Origin of the sequence: Pseudomonas marincola (assembly GCF_900116605.1) — a bacterium.
In the GTDB taxonomy this organism is placed as follows: domain Bacteria; phylum Pseudomonadota; class Gammaproteobacteria; order Pseudomonadales; family Pseudomonadaceae; genus Aquipseudomonas; species Aquipseudomonas marincola.
In genome coordinates this window covers 69,136-84,589 of record NZ_FPBC01000015.1, presented here as the reverse complement: position 1 = coordinate 84,589, position 15,454 = coordinate 69,136, and the positions used below count along the sequence as shown (strand labels likewise).

Annotated in this window: 16 protein-coding genes; 13 read left to right on the top strand and 3 right to left on the bottom strand. The window is 56.1% G+C overall.

Features of this window, described 5'->3' with window-relative positions; translation table 11 throughout:
• Positions 1-23 precede the first annotated feature (23 nt).
• The 9 genes from rpmJ to bfr all read left to right on the top strand — a co-directional run bounded on the left by rpmJ (position 24) and on the right by bfr (position 6,902).
• Positions 24-140, top strand: coding sequence for a 50S ribosomal protein L36 (rpmJ, locus tag BM395_RS19595; RefSeq protein WP_002555468.1), 117 nt, complete (start codon positions 24-26; stop codon positions 138-140).
• 133 nt (positions 141-273) lie between these two features.
• Complete coding sequence (rpsM, locus tag BM395_RS19590; protein ID WP_010487012.1) at positions 274-630, top strand: 30S ribosomal protein S13; 357 nt, start codon at positions 274-276, stop codon at positions 628-630.
• Positions 631-660: 30 nt separating this feature from the next.
• On the top strand, positions 661-1,050 hold the full coding sequence (rpsK, locus tag BM395_RS19585; RefSeq protein ID WP_013789773.1) for a 30S ribosomal protein S11: 390 nt from the start codon (positions 661-663) through the stop codon (positions 1,048-1,050).
• A 17-nt stretch (positions 1,051-1,067) separates the two neighbouring features.
• Positions 1,068-1,688: a 30S ribosomal protein S4 gene (rpsD, locus tag BM395_RS19580; protein ID WP_069901965.1), complete on the top strand. Its 621-nt coding sequence runs from the start codon at positions 1,068-1,070 to the stop codon at positions 1,686-1,688.
• A 22-nt stretch (positions 1,689-1,710) separates the two neighbouring features.
• Positions 1,711-2,712, top strand: coding sequence for a DNA-directed RNA polymerase subunit alpha (locus BM395_RS19575; protein WP_069901966.1), 1,002 nt, complete (start codon positions 1,711-1,713; stop codon positions 2,710-2,712).
• 42 nt (positions 2,713-2,754) lie between these two features.
• Positions 2,755-3,141, top strand: a complete 387-nt coding sequence (gene rplQ, locus BM395_RS19570) for a 50S ribosomal protein L17 (protein WP_069901967.1) — start codon at positions 2,755-2,757, stop codon at positions 3,139-3,141.
• Between the two features lie 164 nt (positions 3,142-3,305).
• Positions 3,306-4,685, top strand: a complete 1,380-nt coding sequence (locus BM395_RS19565; RefSeq protein WP_090515063.1) for a Na+/H+ antiporter NhaC family protein — start codon at positions 3,306-3,308, stop codon at positions 4,683-4,685.
• Between the two features lie 197 nt (positions 4,686-4,882).
• The gene (locus tag BM395_RS19560) at positions 4,883-6,328 is read left to right on the top strand and encodes a catalase (RefSeq protein ID WP_090515061.1); all 1,446 of its coding nucleotides are present in this window, start codon (positions 4,883-4,885) and stop codon (positions 6,326-6,328) included.
• 109 nt (positions 6,329-6,437) lie between these two features.
• A complete protein-coding gene (gene bfr, locus BM395_RS19555) occupies positions 6,438-6,902 on the top strand; it encodes a bacterioferritin (RefSeq protein WP_069901970.1) in 465 nt (154 codons plus the stop codon).
• A gap of 68 nt (positions 6,903-6,970) precedes the next feature.
• On the opposite strand, the gene uvrA is transcribed toward bfr, so the two are convergent.
• Positions 6,971-9,820: an excinuclease ABC subunit UvrA gene (gene uvrA / locus BM395_RS19550; protein ID WP_069901971.1), complete on the bottom strand. Its 2,850-nt coding sequence runs from the start codon at positions 9,818-9,820 to the stop codon at positions 6,971-6,973.
• Positions 9,821-9,955: 135 nt separating this feature from the next.
• Between uvrA and BM395_RS19545 the strand changes: the two genes are divergently transcribed.
• Both BM395_RS19545 and BM395_RS19540 read left to right on the top strand, forming a co-directional pair.
• Positions 9,956-11,344 (top strand): MFS transporter, encoded by a 1,389-nt coding sequence (locus BM395_RS19545; protein WP_090515059.1) that lies wholly within the window; start codon positions 9,956-9,958, stop codon positions 11,342-11,344.
• Positions 11,345-11,361: 17 nt separating this feature from the next.
• Positions 11,362-11,853, top strand: a complete 492-nt coding sequence (locus BM395_RS19540) for a single-stranded DNA-binding protein (RefSeq protein ID WP_069901973.1) — start codon at positions 11,362-11,364, stop codon at positions 11,851-11,853.
• A 131-nt stretch (positions 11,854-11,984) separates the two neighbouring features.
• Here BM395_RS19540 and BM395_RS19535 read toward each other — a convergent pair whose 3' ends face one another.
• Positions 11,985-12,446 (bottom strand): hypothetical protein, encoded by a 462-nt coding sequence (locus tag BM395_RS19535; RefSeq protein WP_090515057.1) that lies wholly within the window; start codon positions 12,444-12,446, stop codon positions 11,985-11,987.
• A 292-nt stretch (positions 12,447-12,738) separates the two neighbouring features.
• Here BM395_RS19535 and BM395_RS19530 point away from each other — a divergent pair, with 292 nt between their 5' ends.
• The gene (locus BM395_RS19530) at positions 12,739-13,623 is read left to right on the top strand and encodes a sugar nucleotide-binding protein (RefSeq protein ID WP_069901975.1); all 885 of its coding nucleotides are present in this window, start codon (positions 12,739-12,741) and stop codon (positions 13,621-13,623) included.
• Positions 13,616-14,545: an NAD-dependent epimerase/dehydratase family protein gene (locus tag BM395_RS19525; RefSeq protein ID WP_090515055.1), complete on the top strand. Its 930-nt coding sequence runs from the start codon at positions 13,616-13,618 to the stop codon at positions 14,543-14,545. The genes BM395_RS19530 and BM395_RS19525 overlap by 8 nt, the downstream gene beginning before the upstream one ends.
• Positions 14,546-14,608: 63 nt before the next feature.
• On the opposite strand, the gene BM395_RS19520 is transcribed toward BM395_RS19525, so the two are convergent.
• Positions 14,609-15,289 (bottom strand): OmpW/AlkL family protein, encoded by a 681-nt coding sequence (locus BM395_RS19520; protein WP_069901977.1) that lies wholly within the window; start codon positions 15,287-15,289, stop codon positions 14,609-14,611.
• Positions 15,290-15,454 lie beyond the last annotated feature (165 nt).

The following is a 15,454-nucleotide window of genomic DNA, read 5'->3' as shown; positions in this document are numbered from 1 at the left end:
CCATAAGGTTCGAGGAGTTGGTGATGAAAGTTCGTGCATCAGTGAAAAAGCTGTGCCGTAACTGCAAAATTATTCGTCGCGAAGGTGTCGTGCGAGTGATCTGCAGCGCGGAACCGCGTCACAAACAGCGCCAAGGCTGAGTGTGATTGTTGCGTAATAAGCCCGGCAGCTAGTGCGCTGCCGGGTTGATTATTTGTTTCTACAGCGTTAATATCTCGCGCCCTTATTCTTGGCTTCCGGGGCGTAGGTAGCTGTCAATTGGAGTTCCACTGAATGGCCCGTATTGCAGGCGTAAACATTCCGGATAACAAACACACTGTTATCTCGCTGACCTACATCTTTGGTGTTGGTCGCACTACTGCACAGAAAATCTGTGCTGCGACCGGGGTTAACCCGGCTGCAAAGATCAAAGATCTCTCTGACGAGCAGATCGAGCAGCTGCGTGGCGAAGTTGCCAAGGTGAATACCGAAGGCGACCTGCGTCGTGAAGTGAACATGAAAATCAAGCGCTTGATGGATCTGGGTTGCTATCGCGGCCTGCGTCATCGTCGCGGTCTTCCGGTTCGCGGTCAGCGTACCAAGACCAACGCGCGTACCCGTAAGGGCCCGCGTAAGCCGATCCGCAAGTAATCGCATTAGCGAATCGACAGGAATTTAATCATGGCTAAACCTGCTGCTCGTACTCGTAAGAAAGTCAAAAAGACGGTGGTTGATGGCATCGCCCATATCCACGCTTCTTTTAACAACACAATCGTGACCATTACTGACCGTCAGGGCAACGCTCTGTCTTGGGCTACCTCCGGTGGTTCAGGTTTCCGCGGTTCACGTAAGAGCACTCCGTTTGCTGCCCAGGTGGCTGCAGAACGTGCTGGTCAAGCTGCGCTGGAATACGGCCTGAAGAACCTCGACGTTAACGTCAAAGGTCCAGGTCCCGGCCGTGAGTCCGCTGTCCGTGCATTGAACGGCTGCGGTTACAAGATCGCCAGCATCACCGATGTGACGCCCATCCCGCACAACGGATGCCGTCCTTCGAAGAAGCGTCGCGTGTAATCAGGAGACAGTGAGAAATGGCTCGTTACATTGGTCCCAAATGCAAACTGTCTCGTCGTGAAGGCACTGATCTTTTCCTGAAGAGTGGCGTACGCGCTCTGGAATCGAAGTGCAACATCGAAGCAGCCCCAGGTATCCACGGTCAGCGCCGTAGCCGTCAGTCTGACTACGGCACTCAGCTGCGTGAGAAGCAAAAAGTTCGTCGTATCTATGGCGTACTTGAGCGTCAGTTCAGCGGTTATTACAAAGAAGCAGCCGGCAAGAAAGGCGCTACTGGTGAGAACCTTCTGCAACTGCTCGAGTGCCGTCTGGATAACGTTGTTTACCGTATGGGCTACGGCGCTACCCGCGCTGAATCCCGTCAGCTGGTATCGCACAAGGCGATCAGCGTAAACGGTAAGACTGTAAACGTTCCGTCTTTCCAGGTTAAAGCTGGTGACGTCGTTGCAGTACGTGAGAAATCGAAGAATCAGCTGCGTATTGTTCAAGCTCTTGAACTGTGTGCACAGCGCGGCCGCGTTGAATGGGTAGAAGTAGACACCGCAAACAAGTCTGGCGTTTTCAAAGCCGTTCCTGTTCGTAGTGACCTCTCCGCTGACATCAACGAAAGCCTGATTGTCGAGCTCTACTCCAAGTAAGGGCTAGAAAATAGGTGTATCCATGCAGATTTCGGTAAATGAGTTCCTGACCCCCCGCCATATTGATGTGCAGGTGGTCAGTCCGACCCGCGCCAAGATCACTCTCGAGCCCCTCGAGCGTGGCTTTGGCCATACCCTGGGCAATGCGTTGCGTCGCATCTTGTTGTCCTCCATGCCTGGCTGTGCAGTAGTCGAGGCCGAGATTGATGGTGTGCTCCACGAGTACAGCGCAATCGAAGGTGTTCAGGAAGACGTAATTGAAATCCTGCTCAACCTTAAAGGTCTGGCTGTTAAGCTGCATGGCCGTGACGAAGTGACACTGACTCTGGCGAAAAAGGGCTCGGGCGTAGTTACCGCTGCCGATATTCAGCTGGATCATGATGTTGAAATCGTTAATGGCGACCACGTGATTGCCAACCTGGCCAGCAATGGCGCGCTGAACATGAAGCTCACCGTAGCTCGTGGTCGCGGCTATGAGCCAGCAGACAGCCGTCAGAGCGATGAAGACGAAAGCCGCAGCATTGGTCGCTTGCAGCTTGACGCTTCGTTCAGCCCTGTTCGTCGCATCTCATACGTGGTGGAAAACGCTCGTGTTGAGCAGCGTACCAACTTGGACAAGCTGGTCATCGACCTGGAGACCAACGGTACTCTGGACCCTGAAGAGGCCATTCGTCGTGCCGCTACCATTCTGCAGCAGCAGTTGGCAGCGTTCGTCGACCTCAAAGGCGACAGCGAACCTGTTGTGATCGAACAAGAAGACGAGATCGATCCGATCCTGCTTCGCCCAGTAGATGACCTGGAATTGACCGTACGTTCGGCTAACTGCCTCAAGGCAGAAAACATCTACTACATTGGTGATCTGATTCAGCGCACCGAAGTAGAGCTGTTGAAAACCCCGAACCTGGGCAAGAAATCCCTGACTGAAATCAAGGATGTTCTGGCTTCTCGCGGTCTGTCCCTCGGTATGCGCCTCGACAACTGGCCGCCGGCAAGTCTGAAGAAAGACGATAAGGCGACTGCCTGATCGTCATCATCACCGAACGTGAGTTTGGTAAGGAATTGAACCATGCGTCATCGTAAAAGTGGCCGTCACCTCAGCCGCACTAGCGCTCACCGCAAGGCCATGTTTCAAAACATGGCGGTATCGCTGTTCGAGCACGAGCTGATCAAAACTACTCTTCCGAAAGCTAAAGAGCTGCGCCGCGTTGCCGAGCCGCTGATCACTTTGGCTAAAGAAGACAGCGTTGCTAACCGCCGTCTGGCCTTCGACCGTACTCGTTCGAAAGCCATCGTTGGTAAGCTGTTTAACGATCTGGGCAAGCGCTACGCCACCCGTCAGGGCGGTTACCTGCGTATTCTCAAGTGCGGTTTCCGCGCTGGCGATAATGCTCCGATGGCTTACGTAGAACTGGTTGACCGTCCGGTCGGTGGTTCTGTAGAAGCTGCTGAGTAAGCTGTAGATCATCGAAAGAGCCGGGCTTTTAGCCCGGCTTTTTTGTTTTTGAAGTGGAGATTATTCCGCACGTCGTGTTTGATATTGTGTGCGGGAGCAAGCTCGGGTATGGTGCAGCCCGAACTTGAAACGCCGTATTCGGCCCCCATAAGAAAAAGCACATCATGCCCGAACCTTCTGCTTTAAGCCTTATCCCTCCTGCGGTCGTGCTGGTCCTGGCCATTTGGCTGCGCCGCCCGATCTTCGCCCTCATCATTGGTGCAGTGGCTGGTCTTCTGCTGATATCCCCTGAGCAAGCGCTGGGTAATTTTTCCGACATTTCCCTCAAGGTGATGCAGGACGAAACCATTGGCTGGTTGATCCTGGTCTGCGGCAGCTTTGGTGCCCTTATCGCCTTGTTGGTTCGCACTGGCGGTGCATTGGCATTCGGTCGTTCAGCGCTGAAGCTGTGCAAGGGACGTCGTTCCTCCCTGCTGATGACCTGCGTATTGGGCTTGGTGATCTTTATCGACGATTACCTCAATGCGCTCACCGTCGGCGAGACCATGAAGCGTGTAACTGACCGCTTCAAGATTTCCCGCGAAATGCTCGCCTATGTGGTGGACTCCACGGCAGCACCGGTTTGCGTGCTGGTTCCGTTGTCGACCTGGGCTGTGTTCTTTGGCGGCCTGCTCGAGAGCAATGGCGTTGCCGATGCCGGTCAAGGTGTGTCGGTTTACATGCAAGCCATCCCTTACATGTTCTACGCCTGGTTGTCTGTAATTCTGGTGATTCTGGTGTGCATGGGCGTGGTCCCGGCTTTCGGCCCGATGCGCAAAGCTGAGAATCTCGCCCGTCACGGCTCTGCCGGTGCCATGCACGTTGGCGAGTTCGCGCCTGAGCACAACTACTCGATGAAGGCTGTTGAAGCCGAGATGGAGCACGCGGACAAAGAGGGTGGCAAGCTCTATAACTTCCTCGCGCCGCTGTTGTTCCTCGTTGCTGCTACCGTCTACTTCGACATCGATGTGTGGAAAGGCATGCTGGCCACTTTGGTTTTCATCGTGCCGTTCTATCTGATCCAGCGCCTGATGCCGATGTCCGAAATGTTCGAAGAGATGATGGATGGTTTCAAAACCATGCTTCCGGCGATCGGCACTGTAATCGCTGCCTTCGTGTTTAAAGAAGTCTGTGATCAGTTGCATCTTTCCCTGTACGTGATCGACTCGCTCAAGCCATACATGACCCCGCAAATGATGCCGGCAATCGTCTTCCTGTCGATGGCTATTCTTGCGTTCGCTACTGGCTCGTCCTGGGGCATCTTTGCCGTGACGATTCCGATCGTCATGCCATTGGCTCATGCGCTGGATGCTGACATCCCGCTGGTTTTGGGTGCCTTGCTCTCTGCCTCTGCTTTCGGCAGCCAGGCGTGCTTCTACAGCGATTCGACCGTACTGGCGGCGCAAGGCTCGGGTTGTGACCTGATCAGCCACGCGGTGACTCAGTTGCCTTATGCGCTGATTGCAGCAGCTCTGGCCTTTGTTGGCTTTTTGCTGATGGCCTGATATCGCGCTGTACTCCAAAAGAACGGGCCGAGTGCCCGTTTTTTTGTGTCGCTAATTTGTGGGGTTAACCCATGAAGTTCGATAGTTAAAAGCTAATGATGCGTTGGGTTTAATAAATTAGTGCCGCGACTGGTTTGTACTTATTCTTGGTACATCGCTGGTTAGCCAGCAATAAGTCGCAAACAAGGAGCGATGCCATGACCTACAAGATCATTCAGACCACCAGTGCCGGTAACCCGATTGCCGATAACCAGAACTCACTGAGTGCGGGTCCGCGCGGCCCCTTGTTGCTTCAGGACTATCAGTTGATCGAAAAACTCGCTCATCAGAACCGTGAGCGTATCCCTGAGCGTGTTGTGCACGCCAAGGGCTGGGGCGCGTTCGGTACGCTTACTGTTACTCACGATATTAGCCAATACACCAAAGCTAAACTGTTCGCTGAAGTTGGCAGTAAAACCCAGATGCTCGCACGTTTCTCGACTGTAGCGGGCGAGCAGGGCGCAGCAGACGCCGAGCGCGATGTACGCGGCTTCGCCTTGAAGTTCTACACCGATGAAGGCAACTGGGATCTGGTGGGTAATAACACGCCGGTGTTCTTCGTGCGTGACCCGCTGAAATTCCCGGATTTTATCCACACCCAGAAGCGTCACCCAAAAACCAATCTGCGCTCGCCGACCGCCATGTGGGACTTCTGGTCGTTGTCGCCAGAAAGCCTGCACCAGGTGACGATTTTGATGTCGGATCGCGGCCTGCCAACCGATGTGCGCCACATTAATGGCTACGGTTCGCACACCTACAGCATGCTCAACGCTGAAAACCAGCGGGTGTGGGTCAAGTTCCACTTCAAAACCCTGCAAGGCCACAAGCACTGGACCAATGTCGAGGCGAGCACAGTGGTCGGCAACAGCCGCGAAACCACACAGGAAGACCTGTTCTACAGCATCGAGAAGGGTGACTTCCCGAAATGGCGCATGTGCATTCAGGTAATGACCGAGGAGCAAGCGAAGCACACCTCGTTCAATCCGTTCGATCTGACCAAGGTCTGGCCGCATGGCGAGTTTCCGCTGATTGAGGTCGGCATCATGGAACTCAACCGTAACCCGGAAAATTATTTCGCCGAGATCGAGCAAGCCGCATTCTCGCCTTCGAACATCATCCCTGGCATTGGTTTCTCGCCAGACAAGATGCTCCAGGCCCGGGTGTTCTCGTATGCCGATGCGCACCGCTACCGCTTGGGTACGCATTACGAAGCATTGCCGGTGAACGCGCCGAAGAATCCGGTGCACCATTACCACAAGGACGGCGCCATGCGCTTTATGCCGAACAATCCAAATGCGGATGCTTACTACGAGCCGAACTCGTTCAATGGTCCGGTCGAGGCGCCTGAATATGCTGAGCCGCCGCTGCCACTCGAAGGTGATGCTGACCGCTTCAACCATCGCGAAGGTAACGATGACTACAGCCAGCCACGAGCGCTTTTCGGGTTGTTCGATGATGCGCAGAAGCAGCGCTTGTTCAGCAATATCGCCGGCGCGATGGCCGGAGTGCCTGAGTTCATTGTCGAGCGGCAACTGGCTCACTTCGACCTTGTGCATGCCGACTACGGCAATGGCGTTCGGGCCGCACTAAAAGCCAATAAGTAAACTATGCTTCAGTGAGCGCCCCCGTTATGGGGGCGTTTTGCTTGACCCAACCGGCTGATGAGCGGAGCATTGGCGCTATATTCAGTTCCACGTGCAAGGATTTGCCCCCATGAAAGGCCACGCCGAAGTCATTTCTTATCTGAAAACGCTGCTCAAAGGCGAACTCGCTGCGCGTGATCAGTACTTCATTCACTCGCGCTTTTATGAAGACTGGGGCTACAGCAAGCTCTATGAACGCATCAATCACGAGATGGAAGAAGAAACCCAGCATGCGGATGCATTGCTCAAGCGGATTCTTTTCCTCGAAGGCACGCCGGACATGGCTCCGGATGCTTTCACCTTCGGTAAGAACGTGCCTGAGATGCTCAAGCTTGATCTAAAGCTTGAATACCATGTGCGTGCTGCATTGTGCAAAGGCATGGCCTTGTGCGAAAAGCATCAGGACTACACCAGCCGCGATATCCTGTTGGCGCAGCTTAAAGACACCGAAGAAGATCATGCCTATTGGCTGGAAATCCAGCTGCAACTGATCGAGAAGATCGGTCTGGAGAACTACCTGCAATCGCAGATGTAGTTTTCAAGGCGCAAAAAAATCCCCCGCAGGCCTGGCGTGCGGGGGATTTTTATTGCCTGCGGTTTACCTCAGGCGGGCTGGTCGCGGTCACGCTCAAGCAGTGGCTTGAGGAAGTGGCCGGTGTGTGACTGCTCCATGCCGGCGACTTCTTCAGGTGTGCCGACCGCAATGATCTGGCCACCTTTTGAGCCGCCTTCGGGGCCGAGATCCACCAGCCAGTCGGCAGTCTTGATCACGTCGAGGTTGTGCTCGATCACCACCACAGTGTTGCCGTGGTCACGCAGGCGATGGAGGACTTCTAGAAGCTGCTGAATATCCGCAAAGTGCAGGCCTGTGGTCGGCTCATCGAGGATATACAGGGTCTTACCCGTGTCGCGCTTGGACAGCTCGCGCGACAGCTTAACCCGCTGCGCTTCACCGCCAGACAACGTCGTCGCGCTCTGGCCGAGCTTGATGTAAGACAGGCCTACATCAATCAGGGTTTGCAGTTTGCGCGACAGGGCCGGCACGGCGTCGAAGAAGTCACGGGCTTCCTCGATGGTCATGTCGAGCACCTCGGTGATGCTCTTGCCCTTGTACTTCACTTCCAGGGTTTCGCGGTTGTAGCGCTTGCCCTTGCACACGTCGCACGGCACGTAGATATCCGGCAGGAAGTGCATTTCGACCTTGATCACGCCATCGCCCTGGCAGGCTTCACAGCGTCCGCCCTTGACGTTGAACGAGAAGCGGCCCGGCCCGTAACCGCGTGAGCGCGATTCCGGCACGCCGGCAAACAGCTCACGAATTGGGGTGAACAAGCCGGTGTACGTGGCCGGGTTCGAGCGCGGCGTGCGACCAATTGGGCTTTGGTCGATGTCGACGACTTTATCCAGATGCTGCAAACCATCGCAGCTGTCATGTGCCGAGGCTTCCAGCGTCGTCGCACCGTTCAGTGCAGTGGCGCTCAACGGGTAAAGCGTGTTGTTGATCAGTGTCGACTTGCCCGAGCCGGAAACGCCGGTGACGCACGTCAGCAGGCCAATTGGAATTTCCAGATTGACGTTGCGCAGGTTGTTGCCGCGAGCACCTTTGATCTTCAGCAGCTGTTTGCGGTTCGGCGGCGTGCGCTTGTTCGGTACGGCGATCTTGACCCGACCCGACAGGTATTTCCCGGTCAGCGAATCCGGATGCGCCATCACTTCGGCCGCAGTGCCTTCGGCAACGATACGACCGCCGTGTACGCCGGCACCCGGGCCGATATCAACCACGTAGTCAGCCATGCGAATGGCGTCTTCGTCGTGCTCGACAACAATTACCGTGTTGCCGATGTCGCGCAGATGGCGCAGCGTGCCGAGCAGGCGCTCGTTGTCACGCTGATGCAGGCCAATCGACGGCTCGTCGAGGATGTACATCACCCCGACCAGGCCGGCGCCAATCTGGCTGGCCAGACGAATACGCTGAGCTTCACCGCCCGAGAGCGTGTCGGCGCTGCGATCAAGCGTCAGGTAATCGAGACCGACGTTGACCAGAAACTGCAGGCGCTGGCAGATCTCTTTGAGAATCTTGTCGGCAATTTCACCACGGCGGCCGGGCAGGGTAAGGCTGCTGAAATATTCAGCTGCATCGCCAATCGGCAAACCGGTCACCGCCGGCAGCGTGCGTTCACCGACCCACACATGGCGGGCTTCACGGCGCAGACGCGCACCGCAACAGTCCGGGCACGGTTGAGTGCTGAGCAGCTTGCCGAGTTCTTCGCGCACGCTGCTCGATTCGGTCTCGCGGTAACGGCGATCGAGGTTCGGCACGATGCCTTCGAACGGGTGCGAGCGTTTAACGATATCGCCACGATCATTGAGGTAGCGGAAATCAACCGCTTGCGTGCCGCTGCCGAACAGAATGACTTTCTGATGCTCGGCACTGAGATCGTCGAAGGGTATTTCCAGGCTGAAACCGTAATGCGCCGACAGCGAGCCGAGCATCTGGAAGTAATAAACGTTGCGCCGGTCCCAGCCGCGAATCGCGCCTTCGGCCAAGGTCATCTCGCCGTTGATCAGGCGCTTGGTGTCGAAGAATTGCTTAACACCCAGGCCGTCGCAAGAAGGGCAGGCGCCTGCGGGGTTGTTGAACGAGAACAGCTTCGGCTCAAGCTCGCTGATCGAATGGCCGCAATGCGGGCAGGCGAAACGGGCGGAGAAGATAATCTCTTTGAGGTCGCTGTCTTCGTCATCCATTGGCGCGATGAGCGCAATACCGTCAGCCAGATTCAGCGCGGTCTCGAACGACTCGGCCAGGCGCTGTTGCAGGTCTGCACGCACCTTGAAACGGTCAACGACCACATCAATGCTGTGCTTCTTCTGTTTATCCAGCTTGGGCAGCTCATCAAGCTCATGCAGCCGGCCATTGATGCGGGCGCGCACAAAACCCTGGGCGCGCAGCTCCTCGAATACTGAGAGGTGCTCACCTTTGCGCTCGCGCACAACTGGTGCCAACAGCATCAACTTGCTGCCTTCGGGCAATGCCAGCGCCTGATCAACCATCTGGCTGACGGTTTGCGCTTCCAGCGGAACGTCGTGATCCGGGCAGCGCGGAATACCCGCGCGTGCATACAGCAGACGCAGGTAGTCGTAGATTTCGGTGATTGTGCCGACAGTCGATCGCGGGTTGTGCGATGTCGACTTTTGCTCGATGGAGATAGCCGGCGACAAACCTTCGATCGTGTCGACGTCGGGTTTTTCCATCATCGACAGGAACTGCCGGGCATACGCCGAAAGTGATTCGACGTAACGGCGCTGGCCTTCTGCATAAAGCGTGTCGAACGCCAGTGATGACTTGCCCGAGCCAGACAAGCCGGTGATGACAATCAGCTTGTCCCGCGGCAGAGTCAGGTCGATATTCTTCAGGTTATGGGTTCTGGCCCCACGTATCAGAATCTTGTCCACAAACAGCGGCCTCGCTTGGCGGGCGGAGAAACGATCAAGTATACGGCCGGGACGCCCCCTGCGGCAAAGTGCGCTCCTGTGCCGCAGGTTAGATGACTGGTAGAATCGTCGGCTTGTTCGAATAGGGTCAATTCAATGCACGATCTGCACAGCGAGCGTATGAGTGGTAGCGAAACCCGTGCGGCGGGTGGTCTGGCAATGGTTTTTGCCTTTCGTATGCTCGGCATGTTCATGGTTTTGCCGGTGTTAGCTACCTATGGAATGGACCTCAAGGGCAGTACGCCCGCGCTTATCGGTTTGGCCATTGGCGCTTACGGCCTGACTCAGGCCTTTTTCCAAATCCCGTTCGGGGTGATTTCTGATCGTATCGGCCGGCGTCCGGTTATCTATCTCGGGCTGCTGATTTTTGCCGCCGGCAGTGTGCTGGCCGCAGGCGCGGATTCTATCTGGGGTGTTATTGCAGGCCGCGTGCTGCAAGGCGCAGGCGCTATTTCTGCGGCGGTCATGGCCTTGCTTTCGGACCTCACACGCGAGCAACACCGAACCAAGTCGATGGCCATGATCGGCATGAGTATTGGCCTGTCGTTCGCCGTGGCGATGGTGGTCGGGCCGTTGCTGACGCGCGCATTCGGACTCTCCGGATTATTTTTGGCGACCGCTGGTCTGGCGATTGTCGGCATGTTGATTATTGCCTTCGTGGTGCCGTCTTCTGCAGGGCCGCTGCAGCACCGTGAGTCGGGCGTGGCCAAGCAAGCGCTGATCCCGACGCTGAAAAATCCGGATCTGCTGCGCCTCGATCTGGGGATTCTGGCACTGCACGCCATTCTCATGGCGAGCTTTGTAGCGCTGCCGCTGGCGCTGGTTGAGCAGGGCAACTTGCCTAAAGAGCAGCACTGGTGGGTGTACCTGACCGCCTTGCTGATCGGCTTCTTCGGCATGGTGCCGTTCATTATCTATGCCGAGAAAAAACGCCAGATGAAGCGCGTGCTGGTCGGCGCAGTCGCGGTGCTGATGCTGTGCGAGCTTTATTTCTTCGAGTTCGGCACGAGTCTGCAAGCGCTGGTGATCGGTCAGGTCGTGTTCTTCACCGCATTCAACCTGCTCGAAGCTTCGCTGCCATCGTTAATCAGTAAGGTGGCCCCCGCAGGCGGCAAGGGCACCGCGATGGGCGTGTACTCGACCAGTCAGTTTCTCGGGGCCGCGATCGGTGGCATTGTCGGTGGCTGGATGTATCAGCATTACGGACTTTCAGGTGTATTCATCGGGTGTGCGGCAATGGCGCTTCTTTGGCTCATCTTTGCTGTTAATATGAAGGAACCTCCATACGTAACCAGCCTGCGCTTGCCGTTGAGCGCAGCCTCGCTGCAAGATGTCGGATTGGTCGAACGTTTAATGGCAGAGCCCGGTGTGGCGGATGCTGTCGTAGTGGCCGATGAGTCAGCCATCTACATCAAAGTGGATACTCAACAATTGGATCGCCCGTCACTGGATCGCTTGATTGGATCAGCCCCGGTGATGAGCTGAAAGCTTAGGAGAACGTTATGGCCCGTGGGGTTAACAAAGTCATTCTGGTCGGTACCTGCGGACAAGATCCGGAGACCCGCTACCTGCCAAACGGTAACGCGGTTACCAACCTGAGCCTGGCTACCAGTGAGCAGTGGACCGACAAGCAAACCGGTCAGAAGGTCGAGAAGACCGAATGGCACCGGGTTTCAATGTTCGGCAAAGTGGCTGAAATTGCTGGCGAGTACCTGCGTAAAGGTTCGCAGGTCTACATCGAAGGCAAGCTGCAGACCCGTGAGTGGGAAAAAGACGGTATCAAGCGTTACACCACCGAAATCGTGGTCGACATGCAAGGCACCATGCAACTGCTCGGCGGCCGTCCGAACAACGACAGTGGTGATTCCGCTCCACGTCAGCAGCGTCCTGCGCCGCAACAACGTGCACCACAGCCTCAGGCTGCGCCACGTCCTGCGCCGGCTCCTCAGCCAGCCGCTGACTACGACAGCTTCGATGACGACATCCCGTTCTAAGTAACGGATGATGTAATCATCTAAAAGCTGTTGATGAAGCCTCCGTTTACGGGGGCTTCATCGTTTCTGCTCAATTGAAATGGCGACACTCATTGCACGGGCAGTGCAGCGTTGAGTGGGGCTGATCGCGCTTACATGCCACCCTGGGCTTTGATGTCACCCTTGGTGCCCGCATCGGTGTCCATCCAGAAGCTGTCGGCATCGGGATTGTCGGTTACGGTGTAGGTGATCATGCCTTGCTGGAAATGCAGCGCGCCGCCGGTGTGTTTGGCTTTCACCGACTTGCCGTTGACCCAGACCTGATTTTTCGAGTCGATACGGATTTTCGCGACGGTTTGCCCTTCGTCACTTACTGCCGTCAGCTGTCGGTCACCGTGCCCAGTGCTGGCTTTTGGGGTGGCTTCGGTCTGGCTGCTGCCGTAACCCGCTTTGGCATTTTCGGCTTTGGTTTTATTGATGTCGCAGCCTTGCATCTCGGATATCTGAGTGCACCCGGAGCGTTCGAGTTTCTCCCGGTATTTGCTGTCAATCGCGTTGGCGTTCAGGCAAACCAATGAAACAACCGCGCCAACCAGTAGTGTATTTATGCGCATGATGTTGATCCTTTTTGAAGGTTACCTAAGCGTAATCAATAATCCGGACTTGACCCGTGCCATCCGAAGGGCGGCGATGGGCGTGGCGACCCGGCAATAGCGCGACTTAATCAAACTAAACTGACGTGGGTCATGTGATACTTTATCTGCCCGCGTTAAGTGGGCGTTTTCATGTGACCTGATTTTGTTTTTGCTCGCCTGAGCTTTAGTATGCAAGTTATGTGACCTCACAGAAGCTTTGTTAGCTTTCTCTTATTTATAACCGTACTGATTGCTGAGATAGCTATCGATTATGCGAATGCGTTTGATGCTGTTAGGTGGTGGCAATGTGCTGGGGCAGGCGCTGATTCAGCAGGGCGCCGAGGAAGACATTGGCTTTCTGGCACCCAAGCCGCCGGAGTCGGGTTGGGATGCTGCCAGCCTGACTCAGTTGCTCGATGAGACTCGCCCGGATGCCCTGATCAATCTGGCGTATTACTTCGACTGGTTTCAGGCCGAGACGGTGACCCCTGCGCGCTTCAACGAGCAGCAGCGGGCGGTCGAGCGTCTGGCCGAGCTGTGCAAACACCATGAAATCATGCTGATTCAGCCTTCTAGCTATCGCGTATTCGATGGCTCGCGGGCGACTGCTTACAGTGAAAAAGACGAGCCTGCACCTTTGGGTTTGCATGGTCAGGCCATGCGATACCTTGAGCAAAGTGTCCGCGCTACCTGCCCGCGGCATGTGCTGTTGCGCTTTGGCTGGCTTCTGGACGGCACCCCTGAGGGGCTGCTGGGGCGTTTCCTGAGCCGCGCCGAGCGTGATGAGGCGTTGTATCTGGCAGATGACCGGCGCGGTAATCCGACGCCAATTGATGACGCCGCGCGGGTGATACTCGCGGTACTCAAGCAACTGGATTGCATGACTCCGCTGTGGGGGACTTACCACTACGGCGGCCACGAGGCGACCACCTCGCTGGCGTTAGGGCAGGCTGCCCTGAGTGAGGCGCGTAACTTCCGCAGTAGTTTGGTTGAGGAAATCACCCCGCAAGCCCACGTCGCACGCCCCGATGCGTCCGAAGAGCCGCAGCACGCGGTGTTGGCTTGCAAAAAAATCCTTCATACCTTTGGCATAAAACCCCGCGCCTGGCGTGCGGGACTGCCTAATCTACTGGACTATTATTACCGCCATGTCTGATTTACCTGTTCTTGTTACGGGTGGGGCCGGCTTCATCGGCTCGCATCTGGTTGATGCACTGCTGGCTGAAGGGCGCAGCGTGCGCGTGCTCGACAACCTGTCGATGGGCAAGCGCGACAACCTGCCGCTGGATAACCCGCGACTGCAGTTTATCCAGGGCGATGTCGCCGACGCGGCCGTTGTTGCCGACGCTGTTGCCGGTTGTGCTGCGGTCGTGCACCTGGCGGCAGTTGCCTCGGTTCAGGCGTCGGTGGATGACCCGGTAAGTACGCATCAGAGCAACTTCGTCGGCACCCTGAATATCTGTGAAGCCATGCGCCTGCATGGGCTCAAGCGCGTCGTGTTCGCCTCGAGTGCGGCAATTTATGGCAGTAATGGTCAGGGCCAGTCGATTGTCGAGGAAACCGCCAAAGCGCCGCTCACGCCTTATGCGTCAGATAAATTGGCCAGTGAGTACTATCTGGACTTTTATCGCCGTGAGCACGGTCTGGAGCCGGCGATTTTTCGCTTCTTCAACATCTTCGGCCCGCGTCAGGACCCCTCGTCACCTTATTCCGGGGTGATCAGTATCTTCACCCAGCGCGCTCAGCAGAGTTTGCCGATCAGCGTATTTGGCGATGGTGAGCAAACCCGCGATTTCTTCTATGTGGCCGATCTGGTTGCCCTGCTGATGCAAGGCCTGAAGACGTCTGACGTCGGCGTTGATGCGCTGAATGTCGGCTGGAATCAAACCACCAGCCTCAATCAATTGCTCGAGTCGATTGGCGAGCTGTTTGGCGGCTTGCCGGAGGTAAGTTACAAGGCGCCGCGTGCCGGCGATATTCGTCACTCTCGCGCCGATAACACGCGTTTGCAGTCGCGTTATCAAATGCCTGAGCAAACCTCGATCAAGCAAGGTCTGAAAAACCTGCTGGGGCTTTAGTCACTTTCTTCGCGGCACAAAAAAACCGGCACTGAGCCGGTTTTTTTGTGCCTGAGATTGTTCTCAGAACTTGTAGCCGAGGCCGACCATGTAAACCCATGGATCAACTTCAACGTTAACTTTCAGGTTGCCGACACCGGCCAGGTCAACGTGGGCGTTGGTGTCGATGTCGATGTAACGGATCTGGCCGTTGATCATCCAGTTGTCATTGATCATGTAGTCGGCGCCGATCTGTGCGGACGCACCCCATGAGTCGCTGACGTCAAGATTGCTGAAACCTTTGGCTTCTGCGGAGCCTGAAGTCGATGCATCGTAGAACGCGGTGTAGTTGATGCCGATGCCGACGTAAGGCTGGAACGCATAGTTCTTGTCCAGCGGGTAATAAACCAGGCTCAGGGTAGGCGGCAGTTGCTTAACGTCGCCAAGGTTGCCGTTGAGGCCGGCCAGGCCGCCGGGCAGGCCGGATACGCCGATGTCATGTGAGAACGGGGTCGCTGCCAGCAACTCGAGGCCCAAGTGGTCGGTCATCATGTAAGCGAAGTTCAAACCGAGCTGGGTGCTGCTATCAACAGTTGCGTGACCACCCAGGTCACCCAGCGGGCTGCCAATGCCTGAGCTGTCTTCGTGCGGGTCAACGGTAATTGCACCGGCACGAACGATGATGTCACCGGCTTCGTGCGCCTGAGCGAACGGTGCAACCATGGCAAGCGCAAGAAGGGGAGCTGCAAACAGTTGCTTATTCATTAATTAACTCCATCGAGTTGCTGTAAATCGGGAATGGAATAAGCATAAGGCTTGGTAAAAAGCGCTTGTTGATCCAGCTCAATAGGATGGCATTCTGCCCAATCTCGACGAATGGATTGCCTTTGCCTGCGCGTCTAGATGATAATGGTTATCTTTAGTACTTCG

Coding starts and splice junctions, on each gene's coding strand:
- rpmJ (WP_002555468.1), top strand. CDS start 24: ATGAAAGTTCGTGCATCAGTGAAAAAGCTGTGCCGTAACTGCAAAATT.
- rpsM (WP_010487012.1), top strand. CDS start 274: ATGGCCCGTATTGCAGGCGTAAACATTCCGGATAACAAACACACTGTT.
- rpsK (WP_013789773.1), top strand. CDS start 661: ATGGCTAAACCTGCTGCTCGTACTCGTAAGAAAGTCAAAAAGACGGTG.
- rpsD (WP_069901965.1), top strand. CDS start 1,068: ATGGCTCGTTACATTGGTCCCAAATGCAAACTGTCTCGTCGTGAAGGC.
- BM395_RS19575 (WP_069901966.1), top strand. CDS start 1,711: ATGCAGATTTCGGTAAATGAGTTCCTGACCCCCCGCCATATTGATGTG.
- rplQ (WP_069901967.1), top strand. CDS start 2,755: ATGCGTCATCGTAAAAGTGGCCGTCACCTCAGCCGCACTAGCGCTCAC.
- BM395_RS19565 (WP_090515063.1), top strand. CDS start 3,306: ATGCCCGAACCTTCTGCTTTAAGCCTTATCCCTCCTGCGGTCGTGCTG.
- BM395_RS19560 (WP_090515061.1), top strand. CDS start 4,883: ATGACCTACAAGATCATTCAGACCACCAGTGCCGGTAACCCGATTGCC.
- bfr (WP_069901970.1), top strand. CDS start 6,438: ATGAAAGGCCACGCCGAAGTCATTTCTTATCTGAAAACGCTGCTCAAA.
- BM395_RS19545 (WP_090515059.1), top strand. CDS start 9,956: ATGCACGATCTGCACAGCGAGCGTATGAGTGGTAGCGAAACCCGTGCG.
- BM395_RS19540 (WP_069901973.1), top strand. CDS start 11,362: ATGGCCCGTGGGGTTAACAAAGTCATTCTGGTCGGTACCTGCGGACAA.
- BM395_RS19535 (WP_090515057.1), bottom strand. CDS start 12,446: ATGCGCATAAATACACTACTGGTTGGCGCGGTTGTTTCATTGGTTTGC.
- BM395_RS19530 (WP_069901975.1), top strand. CDS start 12,739: ATGCGAATGCGTTTGATGCTGTTAGGTGGTGGCAATGTGCTGGGGCAG.
- BM395_RS19525 (WP_090515055.1), top strand. CDS start 13,616: ATGTCTGATTTACCTGTTCTTGTTACGGGTGGGGCCGGCTTCATCGGC.
- BM395_RS19520 (WP_069901977.1), bottom strand. CDS start 15,289: ATGAATAAGCAACTGTTTGCAGCTCCCCTTCTTGCGCTTGCCATGGTT.